We start from the raw sequence: 16,982 nt of genomic DNA on the forward strand, positions 1-16,982 counted from the left end.
TATTTAAAAGTAAGGAGTGAGTGCTATGTCATTCAATACAATTGAAGAGGCTTTAGAGGATATACGTCTAGGAAAAATGGTAGTTATGGTTGATGATGAGGATCGTGAAAATGAAGGGGATCTAGTCATGGCCGCTGAAATGGCTACTCCTGAAGCAATTAACTTTATGGCTACCTATGGACGAGGGTTAATATGTGTTCCCTTGACAAAAAATCGAATACACTCCCTCCAGCTAGAGCAGATGGTTAATAATAATACAGATCCTCATGGTACAGCTTTTACGGTAAGTGTTGATGCAATAACTAGCTCAACTGGGATCTCTGCTTTCGAAAGAGCCGAGACCGTAAAAGTTCTAGTGAATCCTCACAGCAAACCCAGCGACCTACAGCGTCCAGGTCACATTTTCCCACTTCAAGCTCGTGAAGGAGGAGTACTAGCTCGTGCTGGTCACACAGAAGGCTCAGTGGATTTGGCTCGTCTCGCCGGTCTTCAGCCTGCTGGTCTAATCTGTGAGATTATGAATGAAGACGGTTCAATGGCCAGAGTACCTGACCTTCAATTATTTGTTAAAAAACACAATCTTAAATTGATTACTCTAAAAGATCTTATCAGCTATCGACGCCAGTCCGAAAAACTAATTGAAAAAGTTGAGAGTATTCAGCTTCCTACTGGATTCGGTGAATTCCGTGCAGTGGGATACCTTAGTATCTTAGATAACGAAGAACATATCGCCTTAGTTAAGGGGACTGTCGATGATGGGCAGCCAGTTCTTGTCCGAGTACATTCTGAATGCTTGACTGGGGATGTTTTCCATTCTAAGCGGTGTGATTGCGGTGATCAATTGGCCGCAGCTATGGAAGAAATCGAACAAGAAGGTCGCGGTGTTCTGCTCTATATGCGCCAAGAGGGCCGCGGGATAGGTTTGTTAAATAAACTAAGAGCTTACAAGCTTCAGGAAGAAGGAAAAGACACCGTCGAAGCAAATCTGGCCTTAGGTTTTCCGGAAGATTTGCGTGACTATGGTGTCGGTGCTCAAATTTTAGCGGATCTTGGAATTTCCAAAGTTCGCTTAATGACTAATAATCCACGAAAAATTGTTGGTTTAGAAGGTTATGGTTTAAATGTTGTAGAACGGGTTCCTTTAGAAATTTCAAGTAAGCCGGAAAACACCAAATACCTTTGTACTAAAAAACAAAAAATGGGACATTTTTTATCAGAAGTACGTTAGTATTTAAATTATTTAATAGTAAAGTCTAGTCTATGCTCTTGATAGTACAGAAAGGATGATATTTATTATGAAAACTTATGAAGGAAACCTTATCGCCCAAGGATTAAAAATCGCAATTATTGCTGCACGTTTTAACGAGTTTATTACAGGCAAATTAGTTAGTGGAGCCATTGACGGCTTACACCGCCACGGTGCTCTGGAAAGTGACATTGAAATAGCTTGGGTTCCCGGAGCATTTGAAATTCCTTTAGTTGCTCAGAAAATGGCACTCACTAAAAAGTATGATGCAGTCATCTGCTTAGGTGCAGTGATTCGTGGAGCTACTCCACATTTTGATCTTGTTAGTAATGAAGTTAGTAAAGGAATTGCTCAAGTCGGCTTACAAACCGGGGTACCGATAATTTTTGGAGTTATAGCAACAGATAGTATTGAACAAGCTATTGAACGGGCAGGAACAAAAGCAGGCAACAAAGGCTTTGATGCAGCTATGACTGCTATTGAAACATCAAATTTATTAAAATCATTTTAAGAAATCTTATAGCATAGATTGTTTCAAATATTCTATTGGCAGATCATGGAGTATTGTCCACTAAATTATCCTTGTCAAATCGCATTAACTTTATTAAACTCTGATAGGTGAGTGCAATTTATTGACAAGGAGTTGAGAGCGCCATGACTTCGAACATTTGCAACCAGAATCAGGAGACTGCCATGCTTGAAGCAGCGCGCTCCGGCAATAAAGATGCTTTAAATGAGCTTATACTTTATTATGAACCAGAAATTCGTATGATTGCAGCAAAATATTATTTACCTCGGGCAGATTATGAGGATTTACTACAAGAGGGCAGAATTGCTATTTATCGAGCGATAATGTCTTATGACCAAGATACTACTATTCCCTTTCTTCATTTTTTAAGAATGGTCATAAAACGTAAACTAATTGATAGCCTACGTAAGTATACACGCCAAAAACACACTAATCTTAATGAAGCTTTTTCTCTAAATAATGCAATTTCCGAGTCTGATGAAACAAGTTTTTTAGAGTTATTGCCCAATGCTGAAGACCCTGCTTCAATGGTTATCGCCAATGATGAAGTGAATTCAATGATTAATGATCTAAATAAAAACATGTCCAATTTAGAACGTTTAGTGTTTGAACACTATTTTATACAGGGATTCAAACAGCGTGAAGTATCAAAGAATTTAGGACTTCATCCAAAATCGTTAGATAATGCTATTCAACGTATTCGTCATAAAACAGCTCTCTATCGTTCACGCAAAGTTGCTGGCTAATAAAAAGCAAAATAAAGAACCGGGAATTTTTTGATTCCCGGTTCTTTATTTTACGCTTACTAAGCAATTCCACCACTTTGGCTAATTAATTTGCTGACCTTACTATGGGCATTAGTTGCTTCATTAGCTAAACGTAAGTATATGTCTCTTAAATTTGCATGATGAGCACGTGTAGCCAATGTCATGTAACCCATAGCAGCAGCCGCAGCGTCTTTTTCATAATCATATAACATATCTAAATCTGAAAATTGACTCATATAAATCCCCTCCTTTTCTATTGAAGTTCTACCATTCCTTTTTTAAAATACCCAACTACATCTTCTAAGCCTTTAGCCTGTTCTTTAAAAAAACCCTTAACTGCAGCGTCTTTTGCCATTTCATTATACATCTGGCACTTTTTCATGGCGGTTTCATTTTCAATTAAACTTCTGGTTAACATGCCTCGGTCAAGGACTTTCTTTACTTCCATATCACTTAGTTGCATCTAAATCCCTCCTTTTAAAAAACTAGTTTACATAACAGTCTCAGGATGTGTAAATATGCAATAAATTATTCGCAGTTCAAACAAATTAACTCAAACTTTTAAAAAATCCTACTTACTAGACAGGTACTCAGGCTGATGAATATTTAGCCATATAAATGATCTATTTAAATAAACGAATCCTTCAGAGATTAAAAGCAGAACTCCTTGTTTAATAACGGGAGTTCTGCCTTTTAGCTTCAAGAAGGTTTTTGGACTTAACTAACCAATTTTAATTCCATACTCTTTCCAGCGCCGATCTACAAGTTTGACAGTCGCTTCATCCGGGACAACTTCACCGGGATAGCCAGGTTTCATACGAGCATCAATGAGAATAGGACCACGGTATACTAGACGATGGTTAAGTATTTCTGTATGGGCATAAATGTCATGGGCAGGATCAAAGCGAGTAAAGACCTGCCATAGAAAACCCGAACTCTCTGATGCAAGCTCTAAATCATCAACTAAAATTGCCAGAGGCCAATTATTAAGAACCTCCTTTTGAAGATGCCCCAGTACCTCCTGAGCAAGTTCAGGAGTATTACTAAATGAAGGTGCTTCAATTAATAAGCAACCTGCACAAAAGGGTTTAATTCTAAGTACTCCCGGTAATATGACATTATCAATTTGACGAGGAAGCTCTCGTTTTGGCGATCCTAGACCAAGCATGATTGCCTTGCTTCCATGATTAAGATGTCGTCCCGTATAATCCAATGTATCCATAGAAGTATCGTTCAAGATTAGAAGGTCAGACTCTGGTTCAAAACGCTCCAACACTTTTTCAAGGAGAGTTCTAAAATCTTGTAACTCAAGCTGAACATCCGTAATGATCAAAAACTTAGTTAAAGTGAGCTGCCCTTCCCCTAAGATCCTGAAGGCATGGGCTAGCGCTTCTCGATGATAGCTCTCTCGTACAATAGCAGCGGCCAAAGCGTGAAAACCTGTTTCCGCATAGGTCCAAAGAGCTTTAACTCCAGGCATAACCACGGGAAACATCGGCGATAATAAAGACTGCAAATACTCTCCAATGAAATAGTCTTCCTGACGCGGTTTTCCTACTACCGTTGCCGGATAAATTGCATCGCGTCTATGATATACAGCATGAATATTAAAAACCGGAAAATCGTGGGTTAGTGAATAATAACCATAATGATCACCAAATGGACCTTCTGGCTTACGAACATGAGCTGGAACCGTACCACAAATTGCAAACTCTGCCTCAGCAATGAGGGCATGAGAATGTGAAGGAACCTTAACTTTTGACAGCTTATCTCCCATCAAAAAAGACGTGAAAATTAGCTCAGGCAGCATTTCGGGGAGAGGGGCTATTGCGGAAAGAACTAGTGCAGGTGGACCGCCTAAGAAAAGTGTCGTGGGCAGATCCTGTCCCAATCGTTCAGCTTCATGATAGTGGAAACCTCCACCCTTATGTATTTGCCAATGGATACCTGTTTGCTTAGAATTGAATATTTGTATACGATACATCCCTAAATTGTGTTCTTTCGTGACTGGATGTTCTGTATAAACTAAGGGTAAGGTAATAAATGGTCCACCATCTTCTGGCCAACTGGTTAAAACAGGTAAAGTGTTTAAGTCTATTGACCTAGCTCTTATTTCTAGAACGGGAGCATTCTTGGAATTGATAGTCCGCATACCACTCTTCGCTAAAGATAGTATCCAATCCTTTTCTTGCCAGAGTATAGAGGGTTTCGGTGGAAGCAATCGATTTAGGGCTGCAACAGCTCGTTTTACAGTTTCTTCTGGTCTGGGTCCAACAGCTAGATCTACGCGACCACGAGTTCCAAATAAGTTTGTTACCACTGGGAAAGAACTACCCTTTACTCGTTTAAACAGCAAAGCTGGCCCTTCTTCATCAATAACGCGACGGTGGATCTCTGCTAATTCAAGGTATGGATCTACCTCTGCCTCAATTTCTATAATTTGCTTTTCTCGTCGCAGAGTTTCAATAAAATCCCGCAAATTTTCGTGCACAATGTCACCTCTTAATGATTGTTTTGTCTAACTTGAGAGCAGCAAGGGCTACTTCAGTTAAAATATCACAATGTCTTATTATCTTACTCAGTTCATCAGAACTTAGATCATTCGAGTGAATTCCAGCTGTTATTACGACTACGCTTTGGAGTTCTTTAGCCAATACCGAAGCAACTTTCTTGGCAACTTCTACATCTTTGTGGCCTGGCACTGGCGTGATATAAATATCAGCACTCCATCCTTCTCCTCGAAGACTCGGTCTAGGCAGAGCCATTACAACTCCTCCAATATGAGGTCTCTCCCCGCCGATCAGCAGCCCATTAATACCATCACCTGTATTATGTAAAGTCAAGGTAGTTCGACAACGCCCTTCTCCTTCTTGACCTTGCCAACTAGGGATATGGATGGAACTTAAATCAAGCACATGACTTCTCCTCGCTTTATATTGCTTGCTATTTTTACCTGCTTTTCGCATTACTATTTACATTATACAGTTTGTCTTCATTAGAGCCAAGTTTTATCAAAGGTATTTAGCATAACCACAATATAAATTTACTTAACAATCCATGCAAATCTTTCCCCTAAGCCCTTTAAAAAAACCACAAAAAAAATTAGGGAGTGCAGCATTACTAACTCCCTAATCTAAGACGATTAATATCTGGACATCCTAATCTTTACTGGAAAATGAGTAGTTTCCAAAATCATCTATATCTACCAGAATCCTTTGTCCTTCCTTGAATTCCCCCTGCAATAGTTTAAGGGCCAAAGGGTTTTGCAACCGCTGTAGGATTACTCGCTTAAGTGGCCTTGCTCCGTACACCGGATCATATCCCTCGTTAGTGAGTTGCTCTTTCGCCTTTAAGGACAGCTCCAATGTCAATTTCCTTTCGCTCAAACGTTTATGCAACTGATTGAGTTGGATATTGACAATTTGACCAATATGCTCGCGTCCGAGTGGATGGAAGACTATTATCTCATCGAGTCGGTTAAGAAATTCTGGCCGGAAGTAGTGTCTAAGTTCTCCGTTAATAGTGTTTCTAACTTCCTCTTTACTAGCATTACGTTGAGTCAGCTCTTGAATTGACGGACTGGCAATATTACTGGTTAAGATTACTACAGTATTTTTAAAATTGACGATTCTTCCCTGTCCATCCGTCAATCTTCCATCATCTAAAAGCTGAAGTAAAACATTTGAAACATCCGTATGAGCCTTCTCCACTTCATCAAACAGTATAACACTATAAGGTTTACGTCGTACCGCTTCCGTAAGTTGTCCGCCCTCTTCATAACCTACATAACCCGGAGGAGCTCCAATTAATCGTGAAACAGTATGCTTTTCCATATATTCGGACATATCAATTCTTACCATTGCTTGTTCGTCATCAAATAAAAATTCTGCTAAGGCCCTCGATAATTCTGTCTTACCAACACCTGTTGGACCTAAGAAAAGGAACGATCCTAACGGCCTATTGGGATCTTGCAGCCCGGCACGTGCTCGACGAACAGCATCAGCTACTGCGCGGACAGCTTCTTCTTGACCAATAACTCTTTGATGAATCCGATCTTCCATTTGGACAAGCTTTTGCAACTCACTTTCCAAAAGTTTAGTAACCGGAACATGAGTCCAGGTTGCAACGACCTCAGCTATATCTTGTTCTACGACTTCCTGCTTTAGTAAAGTGTCTTTCTTAACTTGAAGCTTCTCTTCAGTAGCTTTAAGTTCCTTCTCTAAGCTAGGAATTATACCGTATTGAAGTTCTGCAGCTTTATTATAGTCTAACTGCTGTTGGGCTTGCTCCATTAAGGTTCGGGATCGATCCACTTCTTCTTTAAGTTGTTGAATTCTAATTAGAGTCTCACGTTCCCCTTGCAACTGAGCTTCCATTCCATAGCGTTCTTCCTTTAGATTACCTAGCTCTTCCTCAATCTTAGCCAAGCGTTCTTTACTTGCTTCATCTTTTTCCTTCTTCAATGCTTCCCGTTCAATTTCCAACTGCATCATTCGCCGCTTTATTTGATCTAATTCATAGGGATCACTGGTAATTTCCATACGCATCCGTGCACCAGCTTCATCAATTAAATCAATAGCTTTATCAGGAAGAAAACGATCACTAATATAGCGATCTGATAATACTGCAGCAGCTATAATTGCGCCATCGGTGATTCGTACCCCGTGGTGAGTTTCATAGCGTTCTTTAAGACCCCTCAGAATCGATATAGTATCTTCAACCGTAGGCGCATCAACCATAATCGGTTGGAATCGTCTCTCAAGAGCAGCATCCTTCTCAATGTACTTTCGATATTCAGCGAGTGTTGTAGCCCCCAGCATGCTGAGTTCTCCCCGGGCAAGCATTGGCTTAAGCATGTTACTGGCATCCATCGCACCCTCAGCTGCCCCTGCACCAACTACAGTATGCAACTCATCTATAAATAATATTACATCATCACGATCCTGGATTTCTTTGAGTACAGCTTTTAACCGTTCTTCAAATTCTCCTCGATATTTTGCCCCGGCAATTAAAGTTCCCATATCAAGTGAAATCACCTGTTTATCTTTGATTGCTTCAGGCACATCTCCCCTAACAATTCTTTGGGCTAACCCTTCAACAATTGCAGTTTTCCCTACCCCCGGCTCACCGATCAGAACCGGATTATTCTTAGTCCGCCTAGAAAGAGTTTGAATAACTCGGCGGATTTCTTCGTCACGGCCAATAACCGGATCAAGTCGACCTCGCCTTGCTTGTCGTACTAAATTTAGTCCATATTGCTCGAGGGCTGCATAAGTTCCTTCTGGGTTTGGACTTGTAACCCGCTGAGTACCTCTGATTTCACGCAAGGCCTGAAGTAATTTTTCTCTAGTCAATCCGGCTTGCTTGAGTACCTTTTCCGCCGCTCCTCCAGATTTTTCCCAAATTCCAAGCAAAAGATGTTCTGTGCTTACATATTCATCCCCAAAAGGAGCCATCTCATCATGAGCTGCCACCAATACATTTCTTAGACGAGGAGAGATACTCATTTGCACATTGCTTCCACTAATTCGTGGAAAACGGTTAAGCTCTTGACGAATCGTCGAGATTAGACTGCCGACTGCTATACCTAATTTCGTTAAAACCTGAGGAATAACTCCATCACCTTGCTCTAATAGGGTGAGCAAAAGGTGTTCAGGCTCTACTAAACTGTTTCCATTTCGTTCGGCCATTGTTTGCGCTTCTGAAATTGCTTCCTGAGATTTCTGGGTAAAACGGTTTGTGTCAAATGACATAATGTTCTCACTCCTTTTTAAGCTGGTTAATAGTTATTCTGGCTGGGGATTTTTAAATTACTTTATACCTCGATTTGCCGCCAATTCACGAAGGGCTGAAAGCTCTGGATCACTCATATTATCAGGTAATTTAATTGTAACTTCGACAAAGAGATCTCCGTGCTGAGTGGACTTTTCTAAATTAGGCATTCCTTTACCTTTTAAGCGAAATTTCTTTCCACTTTGAGAAAGGGGAGGAACTTTTAGCAAGACTTCCCCATCGAATGTTCGGATACTTACTTCACCGCCGGTAATAGCTCTATAGAAATCAACTGGAATTTCAGTCCTTAAGTTATCCCCTTCTCGAACAAAACTCGAATGAGGGCTAACGATTATGATTAGATATAGATTACCTGCCGGTCCGCCAGATATGCCAGCTCCACCTTGACCTGATAGTCTTACTTTCGAACCTGTTCGCACACCCTTTGGAATCTTGGCCTCGATTTGTTTATCTCCAGTTTTAACGACTCTTGTAGTTCCGGCATAAGATTCTTCGAGGGTTACTTGAACCTCCACTTCTAGATCCTGACCTGGTCGAGGACGCCCAACAGTTCCACCTCCGCCAAACCCCCGTCCTGCTCCTCCAATTCCCCCGAAAAGCGTAGAAAAGAAATCTGAATAACCTTCCCCGCCAAAACTGAATCCTCCGGTTCTACCTGTACCACCAAATAGATCTGCAATATCTTCCGGAGACATAGTGTAGGTATATCCTCCACTCCCACCACTAGGGTTGGACTGCCAACGATCCCAATTATAGTCCCCTCTTCCTCCCCGAGCTTTCCATTGTTGGTAGTCTTGACGGAGTTCATCGTACTTACGTCGTTTTTCAGGATCACTGATTGCTTGATAGGCTTCTGTTGCCTCTTTAAATTTCTCTTCGGCACCCTTATCGCCTGGATTAACATCAGGGTGATATTTTTTAGCTAATTTCTGATAGGCTTTTTTTATTGTCTTTTCGTCGGCATCAGGCGAAACTCCTAAGCTGACATAGTAATCTTTAAAATCCATAAAATCACCTCATAAACTCATCTAAGTATTGTTTATATAATAACTATTCCCAACAATTTTCTATCCTAAAATTTTTTAACAAGATTTATACTATTAAGATTCTCAGTAATTTTTACTTGTTATCCAAATTATAGTTCATTTAAGCCCAAAGGTCAATATTGGTCAGAGATTTTCTTGACCAATATTGACCTTTGGGTTACATTACGATAGGTTATCATTGATTTTGGGATATCCTATTTCAAGTTGAGTATCTCTAATCTTAATCTCCCATCCTCCAGTTCACCTCTATAACATCAAAGCAAAAAACGGCCTCTTCCACTTCGCCAGTGGAAACAGACCGTTCTTAACATGAAACATTGTTATTAATATCCCCATAAACATAGTATACTTGGCATCAGTCTAAACTGGATCGGACCATGTCCGGGCTGCTCTCCATCCAGATCAAGCAAAATCCTTTGATCAGATGATACTACCACGGATTGACCTCTATATACCCCAACTCCAGGGATTTTTAGATGGGTTCCTCGATATATCTTAGGAATATTTCTTAATATTGTCCAAGTTGAGAAATCACCTAAAACCACAACATCGAATAGAGCATCATCTAACTCAGCATGTGGCGCGATCATCATCCCACCGCCGATATAACGACCGTTTGCAACCATAATACTATTAAGACGACCACTGCATATGACTTTCCCATCAATTTCGCAGCTCATCATCTTATTGCGATACTTAAAAATGCTTATAACTGAACCGATTAGAAAGGAGAGCTTCCCTCCAAGGAGTTTACTTTGTTGGTTAACTCGTGCGACGGTTTCCCCACCTAAACCAACATCAGCAACATTGAGAAAATATCTTTGAAGCTGCTTTCCGTAGTTATCGTAAAAGAGTACTTCCCCAACATCTACTTGACGCTTATTGCCTCGTTTTAAGATTTGAATAAAACCCTCAATCCCTTTAGGAATTTGTAATGTGCGAATAAAGTCACAGCCGGTGCCATGTGAAAAAACAGCCAGTTCAGCCTGTGGATTAATAAGCAGATTATCTGAGAAGAAACCGTTGACCACCTCATTCATGGTTCCGTCTCCTCCCACAGAGATAATATGTGTATACCCGTCATTCAAGAGATTTCGGGTGATACGGGTACCCTCACCCGGTCCAGTCGTATAAGTATAATCAATAAGATATCCTTCATCACGCAGACGTTTAAGATAGTGGGGCCATCGTTTCCGAGTTTTGCCGTTCGCGGAATGCGGATTAACAATAGCGAACCATCGGCTACTTTTATGCATTTAGATAATTCTCCCCTTTTGGTAGCGCCTCATCTCGGGAGAATTCGACGTTTACTATAAAATTCCTTTATTATAATTCTCCAGCTCGAATTTTAGCTATTCGAAACATGACATCTTCTTTTACGCCATGAAGTAAATCCTCAGCCTCCTCCAAGGTAGCTCCTTTCACGGAGAAGTAAAATTTAATTTTTGGCTCCGTTCCGGAGGGACGCACCATCACAAACCCGCCTTCTGCAAAAGAATATCTTAATACATTGGAACGCGGAAGTTTAAGAGAATAGTTTTCACCGGTTCTTAAGTCTTTTCCCATTCTCTGTTCATAATCATCTACTCTTCCAATCAAGATGCCACACATTTCGTGGATATCCAAGTTTCGAAAAGAATCCATTATTAAAGCTATTTCTTCTTTACCACGTTTACCTTCGAAAGTCAGGGATTCTTGATCCTCTAGATAATAACCAAATTGTTGATAGATACTATCAAGAACAGCAAAGAAATTACGTTTCTCTACCTGTTGATAATAAAGTGCCGCTTCAGCTAAGATAACCGAAGCTATAATTGCGTCTTTATCTCTAACAAAGTCCCCAGCTAAATATCCATAACTCTCTTCAAAGCCAAATTGGAAGGAACCCCAGCCTCCTTCCTCCATTTCCTTTTCTTTTTCAGCAATGAATTTAAACCCAGTCAGCACATTCTCTGCGCGAACATTAAAATATTGCGCAACTTGATCAGCCAAGTCTGTTGAAGCGACTGTTTTGATGATTGCTGCATTGTCTGGTAGAATTCCTAAGGCTTTCTTCTGAGATAAAATATAATAAGTTAGAATAATTCCGATTTGATTTCCGGTCAGCTGCACATAGTCCCCTTCAGGAGTGCGTAAAGCAACTCCTAAACGATCAGCATCAGGGTCAGTTGCCAGTAATAAATCTGCCTCAAGATTATTACCATATTTTCGGGCAAGTTCAAAAGTTGCTGGAATTTCAGGGTTGGGATAGGGAACTGTCGTGAAGTTAGGGTCGGGATGTTCTTGTTCTGCTACAACAGTGACTGAACTAAAACCAAGTTCAGCTAGTGCCTTTCGAACGAGCATATTTCCTGCTCCATGCAGAGGGGTATAAACAATTTTAAGGTCTTTACCTTTTTGTTTGTCAAGTTCAGGATATAGTACCAGCTCATGAACCCGGGCAAGATAAGGCTCATCAATATCCTGACCGATTATTTGCAGTAAACCGAGCTGTTTAGCTTCTTCAACTGAAAGAGTCTCAATACCAAGCCAGCTCTCACGAGCGTTAATACGAGCAAGAATTTGATCTGCTTTCGCCGGTGGTACCTGACCACCATCTTCCCAATATACTTTATAGCCATTATAGGATTTTGGATTGTGACTTGCAGTAACTACAATCCCTGCTAAGGCCTGTAAATAACGTACAGCAAACGATAACTCTGGTGTGGGACGAAGTGCCTCAAACAGATATACTTTGATTCCATTACGTGCCAGCACTAAGGCTGCTTCGAGTGCGAATTCAGGTGAGAACCTCCGCGAATCATAGGCAATAACGACTCCACGCTTCATGCCCTCTTCCCCTTGATCACAAACACACTCTGCTAAACCTTGAGTTACCTTTCGGATGACATATTTATTCATCCGATTTGTGCCCGCACCAATAATTCCTCTTAGCCCACCCGTTCCGAATTCTAAATCCGTATAAAAACGCTCCTCAATTTCTTGTGGATCGATAATGTTTTTGAGCTCTAATCTTGTCTCTTCATCAAAGTAGGAATTTTCCGACCATAAGCGATATCGATCTTGAATGCTCACCCAATAATCCTCCTTTTTGTATTCATGGATTGTTTCCAATTGAAACAATCCCGGCAACTGGATAATCTTCCCTATTAAGTGAGTATAGCATACCGAAACTTAGTTTAACAACTCAGTTAATTGCTAGATAGTATTATAGTAATAAGAGCGATAAGTTAGTCTACAAAAAAGCTCAGTCTATGACTGAGCTACGACAACTGGAGAAATTATAACACCTACAAGCCCAGGGCCTGTATGAACGCCCATGACCGGGCTAATCTGGTTAAAGAACAATTCTTCTATATTGGGTAGTTCTTTGGCTTTCTGCCATAGCTTGCGCGCTTCCTGTTCAGCCCCACCATGTACAATAGCCACAAGATATTGACCTGCTTGAGTGCTTTCAATCAAAATATCAAATAATTTTTTAAGAGATTGATCCCGCCCTCTAACTTTAGCATATGTAATATATTTGCCTTCTGAATTTACAGAAATAATTGGTTTAATATTGAGTAGCTCACCTATAGTACCGGATACATATCCTATACGTCCACCACGTTTAAGATATTCTAATGTAGATAAGACGAAATATAGTTTAGTTTTGCCGGAAACGCTTTGTGCTATCTTAACTATTTCTTGAAAGTCTGTCGAGGTCTGAAGTTTTCGAGCAGCTTCCAAAACGGGAAAACCCAGCCCCATTGAAAGCGCTTTTGAATCCATAACTTCGATTTTCATTTCTTTAAATTCTCTCGCAACTTGACTTACTGTCTCGTAAGTGCCACTTAGACCACTTGATATATGCATAGAGAGAACATGTGTATAGTTTTCATCTCTCAGTCGGCTAAACAAATTTGAAATTTCTGCAGGGGACGGTAGAGATGTTGTGGGAACTTCAACATCCATATTATCATATACCTCATTAGGACTGATATTTAGCCCATCAAGATACTCTCGGTCTTTATAAACAACATGCAATGGAAGAATTTCAATTCCAAGTTCCTCTGTCATGTCATTATTAAGATCGCTTGTGCTATCTGTGACAATTGCAATTTTAGGGTCTGAGTTTTGTCGCATGAAGCCTTGTTCCTTTCATAAAAGCATAATACTGTAATAATTAGTATAACATAATGAGCTATGATTCGACTAGATAAGTTTTTCTAATATTTAGGATATCAGTAACGATCGAGTGGCTCTATGTACTTCTAGGAATGCCTCAGGGGATTTTTCAATATCTCCAGCCTGATCAATCCCACTATATAAGCATGCCTTAGAGTATTGAATATCCAACATATGAAAAAAAGTCTTTATAGAACGCTCTGCACATTCAAAAACATTGGGCAACATTGTTCCTGCTGTAGAAATAAACAAACCCCTTCGCTCAGGTCCTGCCGGCTTAACCAATGTTTGATTGAGAAGATATTTACGAGCCCAGAAGGTTTGCATTCGATCTATCATAGTTTTTGTTTGAGAGTTAATCCCCATAAAATATATCGGAGCAGCAATAATTAAGCGATTGCAGTTTACCAACTTGTCTTGGAGTATTAAGATATCATCACGTATTACACAAATTCCTTTTGTAGAGCAAGCTCCGCATCCTTGGCAAGGGTTAATCTTAAGATCTGTCAGATAAATCAACTCTGCTTGATGTCCCTCAGTGTGAGCATCTTTTATGCTTTCTAATAGTAATCTGGTCGTATTGCCGTTTCTCCGCGGACTACAGGCTATCCCTAAAACTGATAAAGCCATATGTCTTCACTCCATTCACTAAATTACTCACTAAGTACAAAAGCGAGGTTCTTAGCACTTAAGAATCTCGCTTTCATATTTGGCTTTTTCCGAATGGGTCTAAGCTAATTAGGTTACACTTTAGGATTAGAATCCGGGTCAAAATACCGCTCCCTTTCTGTAACTATCTTATATTACTTATCCTTTTTCATGAATTCGCCTTTGGGTCTGAGTTGGCTTGATGGATTCTAGTCCTACAGACTCCAAAATTGCATTAATCATTAATTGATCTTTTTGTGTCATAAGCATTCTTCCTTTCCATTTAGTTAACAATTGATTATATATCATTTTTGATAAAATTACAAGTATTTAGAAAAAATTATAAAAGTTTACAACAGAAATAATTTTCATTACGGACTAACAACAAAAATCTTATCAGCTGTACAGATACCGACCCGCTTTTAATTATCCGGACTTAAATAGTTTATGCACGGGTTACTAACTTTATGACAATTCAAGACACATTTCATATTGGTTTGCAGTTGGGTTTATCCCATACAAGCTAAGAGCCGTAGAAATCCAATCATTAGGTTGATTGATAAGCGACAAGACAGAATCGGTGCGATGTAGGATCGCCGAGAGAATTTCCTTTGCTCCAGCTAAGTTAGAACTCCATACATCAAGCAATAATCCAGACTTATCACAGCTAAGTAAGGCACCAGCAGTTTCAGAATCATTTAGAAATGCCTTATAAGTGCTATAACGTCTTAGATACCTTTCTCTTCTCTGCCAAGCAGGGCTGAAAAAAGAGTGACTGCGATTAATAAAATACTCATCTAGTGTAGTTGAGAACACCGGAGGAATCCTAAGAATTTCATTTTTACACTCCTTAATATTCAGGGTACGATAGACATTAAGTTGGCGGGTATTGACAAAACCTATCGCTTGATAAGCTTTACGTGCATAATTCTGTTCTAATACTTCCAAGTAGATTTTTTTCAGAAAGATACTTTTTGCCAAATTTAATTGTGATCCCAGTAGTATTTTAAAAAGACCATTATTACGGTATGCAGGGTCAATACATGCCCCAGCAATCCATCCCTCATTTTTATCAATGGCAAGCAAAGTAAATCCTACAACACGCCTGTCGTGGTAAATGGCTGTGGAATATTCCAAAGAAACTCGACTTAACTCAAGCCAAACTTTCATATGTTCTCTTGAATATGACATATTATAATAATAACCAAGCCAACATCGATTCCATATTTCAGTAATCTCCTGCAAGTTAAGATTGGCAAGTGTTTCAACATGTACATTTCTAATATTTATCTCCAAAATTATATCCCACAATTCTGTATTTGTTTTAAGCTTCATATTATGAGTGATTACTAATAGTATATACTTGATTTCATGTACAGGAAATAATTATTTGCCACTTGCCTAATATTTACTTATAGTTAAATTGAGATGAGAAAGGTGGTATGTAAATGACAACTTCATATATTAGTAAGAAGGAACTAGTATTTGCGCAAGAACTACTTGACTTTATTGAACAAAGCCCATCATCTTTCCATGCCGTAGACAGCATAAAAGCCCTCCTTATCCCAGAAGGATTTCAGGAATTATCATTATCAAACAAATGGACATTACACCCTGGCGGAAAGTATTTTGTTACTCGCAATAATTCTGCGCTTCTGGCCTTCATTGTGGGCTCGGGAGAACCGGAGAAACATGGTTTTCGTCTCGTTGCAGCTCATACAGATAGCCCTACCTTCCGCGTCAAACCTTTACCCGAGATGTCAGTCGAGGGTAAATATCTAAAATTGAATGTGGAGGCCTATGGTGGCCCGATCCTTAATACTTGGCTTGACCGCCCTCTTTCACTGGCAGGTCGCATAATTAAACGGGGGGGTTCTCCGTTTACGCCTGAAAGCATTCTTTATCGTAGCCCTCAGCCCTTGCTAGTCATCCCAAATATATCGATTCATATGAACCGCAGAGTTAATGAGGGTTTAGAATTAAATAAACAAAAGGATATGCTGCCCTTATTGGCTCAAATCACCGAAGGTTTACAAAAAGAAGGGCTTCTGATTAACCATCTTGCCAAAAAGCTGAACTGTCTGCCAGAAGATATCCTGGACTTTGACCTATTCTTGTATGAAGCAGAAAAAGGGTGTCTTGTAGGACTTCAACAAGAGTTCATATCAAGTTCACGTTTAGATGATTTAGCTATGATCCATGCGGGAGCACAAGCCATGGCCAAGGCAAAACAGACATTACCAACTCAAGTGCTCATCTGCTTTGACCATGAGGAATGTGGAAGCACCACAAGGCAAGGTGCAGCATCACCTCTGCTTTCTCATGTATTAGAACGTATTATACTTGCCTTTAAAAAAGATCGTGAGGCTTACTTTCGTGCCATTGAGCATTCGTTTCTAATTTCTGCTGATATGGCACATGCTCTTCATCCTAATGCCAGCGAAAAGCATGATCCGATTAATCATCCAGTTCTTAACGGCGGTCCGGTTATAAAAATAAGTGCCAATCAAAGTTACACTACTGATGCTGAATCTTCAGCAATTTTTTCTTCCCTCTGCGAAGCTGTAGCAGTTCCCGTTCAGAAATTTGTCAATCGGTCCGATGAACGTGGAGGATCAACCATTGGCCCTATATCTAGTACACAGCTAGATATTCGTGCCGTAGATATTGGAAATCCTATCCTAGCTATGCATTCTGTTCGCGAGCTTGGAGGCGTCAAAGATCACTTAGCAATTACAAAAGTCTTAAGTGCATTCTATGAATCTCTTTAAAGGCACAGGCTATTC

At 40.0% G+C, this 16,982-nt stretch carries 15 protein-coding genes; 4 read left to right on the top strand and 11 right to left on the bottom strand.

The window, feature by feature from the left end; genetic code table 11:
• The first annotated feature begins 25 nt into the window (after positions 1-25).
• From DESMER_RS12265 to DESMER_RS12275, 3 genes are all read left to right on the top strand, one after another.
• A complete protein-coding gene (locus DESMER_RS12265; RefSeq protein WP_014903372.1) occupies positions 26-1,228 on the top strand; it encodes a bifunctional 3,4-dihydroxy-2-butanone-4-phosphate synthase/GTP cyclohydrolase II in 1,203 nt (400 codons plus the stop codon).
• A gap of 67 nt (positions 1,229-1,295) precedes the next feature.
• Positions 1,296-1,757, top strand: a complete 462-nt coding sequence (ribH, locus tag DESMER_RS12270; protein ID WP_014903373.1) for a 6,7-dimethyl-8-ribityllumazine synthase — start codon at positions 1,296-1,298, stop codon at positions 1,755-1,757.
• Between the two features lie 143 nt (positions 1,758-1,900).
• Complete coding sequence (locus tag DESMER_RS12275; RefSeq protein WP_014903374.1) at positions 1,901-2,521, top strand: sigma-70 family RNA polymerase sigma factor; 621 nt, start codon at positions 1,901-1,903, stop codon at positions 2,519-2,521.
• Between the two features lie 59 nt (positions 2,522-2,580).
• Here the strand turns inward: DESMER_RS12275 and DESMER_RS12280 are convergent, their stop codons facing one another.
• The 11 genes from DESMER_RS12280 to DESMER_RS12330 all read right to left on the bottom strand — a co-directional run bounded on the left by DESMER_RS12280 (position 2,581) and on the right by DESMER_RS12330 (position 15,492).
• Entirely contained in the window at positions 2,581-2,778 is a 198-nt protein-coding gene (locus DESMER_RS12280; protein WP_014903375.1) for a spore coat protein, read from the bottom strand.
• A 17-nt stretch (positions 2,779-2,795) separates the two neighbouring features.
• Complete coding sequence (locus DESMER_RS12285) at positions 2,796-3,005, bottom strand: hypothetical protein (protein WP_014903376.1); 210 nt, start codon at positions 3,003-3,005, stop codon at positions 2,796-2,798.
• Between the two features lie 258 nt (positions 3,006-3,263).
• Positions 3,264-5,033, bottom strand: coding sequence for a UbiD family decarboxylase (locus DESMER_RS12290; RefSeq protein WP_014903377.1), 1,770 nt, complete (start codon positions 5,031-5,033; stop codon positions 3,264-3,266).
• Positions 5,034-5,037: 4 nt separating this feature from the next.
• Entirely contained in the window at positions 5,038-5,457 is a 420-nt protein-coding gene (gene lpdD / locus DESMER_RS12295; protein WP_014903378.1) for a prenylated flavin chaperone LpdD, read from the bottom strand.
• Between the two features lie 243 nt (positions 5,458-5,700).
• Positions 5,701-8,295, bottom strand: coding sequence for an ATP-dependent chaperone ClpB (clpB, locus tag DESMER_RS12300; protein WP_014903379.1), 2,595 nt, complete (start codon positions 8,293-8,295; stop codon positions 5,701-5,703).
• Between the two features lie 57 nt (positions 8,296-8,352).
• Positions 8,353-9,342, bottom strand: coding sequence for a DnaJ C-terminal domain-containing protein (locus DESMER_RS12305; protein ID WP_014903380.1), 990 nt, complete (start codon positions 9,340-9,342; stop codon positions 8,353-8,355).
• Between the two features lie 362 nt (positions 9,343-9,704).
• Positions 9,705-10,637 carry a diacylglycerol/lipid kinase family protein gene (locus tag DESMER_RS12310; RefSeq protein ID WP_014903381.1) on the bottom strand — a complete coding sequence of 311 codons (933 nt, stop codon included), beginning with the start codon at positions 10,635-10,637 and terminating at the stop codon, positions 9,705-9,707.
• 70 nt (positions 10,638-10,707) lie between these two features.
• The gene (locus DESMER_RS12315) at positions 10,708-12,456 is read right to left on the bottom strand and encodes a phospho-sugar mutase (protein ID WP_014903382.1); all 1,749 of its coding nucleotides are present in this window, start codon (positions 12,454-12,456) and stop codon (positions 10,708-10,710) included.
• A 177-nt stretch (positions 12,457-12,633) separates the two neighbouring features.
• On the bottom strand, positions 12,634-13,506 hold the full coding sequence (locus DESMER_RS12320) for a DegV family protein (protein ID WP_014903383.1): 873 nt from the start codon (positions 13,504-13,506) through the stop codon (positions 12,634-12,636).
• 90 nt (positions 13,507-13,596) lie between these two features.
• On the bottom strand, positions 13,597-14,178 hold the full coding sequence (locus DESMER_RS12325) for a flavodoxin family protein (RefSeq protein WP_014903384.1): 582 nt from the start codon (positions 14,176-14,178) through the stop codon (positions 13,597-13,599).
• A 483-nt stretch (positions 14,179-14,661) separates the two neighbouring features.
• Positions 14,662-15,492 carry a GNAT family N-acetyltransferase gene (locus tag DESMER_RS12330; RefSeq protein ID WP_242830980.1) on the bottom strand — a complete coding sequence of 277 codons (831 nt, stop codon included), beginning with the start codon at positions 15,490-15,492 and terminating at the stop codon, positions 14,662-14,664.
• 152 nt (positions 15,493-15,644) lie between these two features.
• On the opposite strand from DESMER_RS12330, the gene DESMER_RS12335 reads away from it, so the two are divergent.
• Positions 15,645-16,967, top strand: coding sequence for a M18 family aminopeptidase (locus DESMER_RS12335; RefSeq protein WP_014903387.1), 1,323 nt, complete (start codon positions 15,645-15,647; stop codon positions 16,965-16,967).
• Positions 16,968-16,982 lie beyond the last annotated feature (15 nt).

The sequence above is a fragment of the Desulfosporosinus meridiei DSM 13257 genome, assembly GCF_000231385.2.
GTDB lineage: Bacteria > Bacillota > Desulfitobacteriia > Desulfitobacteriales > Desulfitobacteriaceae > Desulfosporosinus > Desulfosporosinus meridiei.

Excerpts from the sequence above, each read along its gene's own strand:
- DESMER_RS12305 (WP_014903380.1), bottom strand. The coding sequence starts at position 9,342 with ATGGATTTTAAAGATTACTATGTCAGCTTAGGAGTTTCGCCTGATGCC.
- DESMER_RS12335 (WP_014903387.1), top strand. The coding sequence starts at position 15,645 with ATGACAACTTCATATATTAGTAAGAAGGAACTAGTATTTGCGCAAGAA.
- DESMER_RS12275 (WP_014903374.1), top strand. The coding sequence starts at position 1,901 with ATGACTTCGAACATTTGCAACCAGAATCAGGAGACTGCCATGCTTGAA.
- DESMER_RS12265 (WP_014903372.1), top strand. The coding sequence starts at position 26 with ATGTCATTCAATACAATTGAAGAGGCTTTAGAGGATATACGTCTAGGA.
- clpB (WP_014903379.1), bottom strand. The coding sequence starts at position 8,295 with ATGTCATTTGACACAAACCGTTTTACCCAGAAATCTCAGGAAGCAATT.
- DESMER_RS12320 (WP_014903383.1), bottom strand. The coding sequence starts at position 13,506 with ATGCGACAAAACTCAGACCCTAAAATTGCAATTGTCACAGATAGCACA.
- ribH (WP_014903373.1), top strand. The coding sequence starts at position 1,296 with ATGAAAACTTATGAAGGAAACCTTATCGCCCAAGGATTAAAAATCGCA.
- DESMER_RS12325 (WP_014903384.1), bottom strand. The coding sequence starts at position 14,178 with ATGGCTTTATCAGTTTTAGGGATAGCCTGTAGTCCGCGGAGAAACGGC.
- DESMER_RS12310 (WP_014903381.1), bottom strand. The coding sequence starts at position 10,637 with ATGCATAAAAGTAGCCGATGGTTCGCTATTGTTAATCCGCATTCCGCG.
- DESMER_RS12280 (WP_014903375.1), bottom strand. The coding sequence starts at position 2,778 with ATGAGTCAATTTTCAGATTTAGATATGTTATATGATTATGAAAAAGAC.
- DESMER_RS12285 (WP_014903376.1), bottom strand. The coding sequence starts at position 3,005 with ATGCAACTAAGTGATATGGAAGTAAAGAAAGTCCTTGACCGAGGCATG.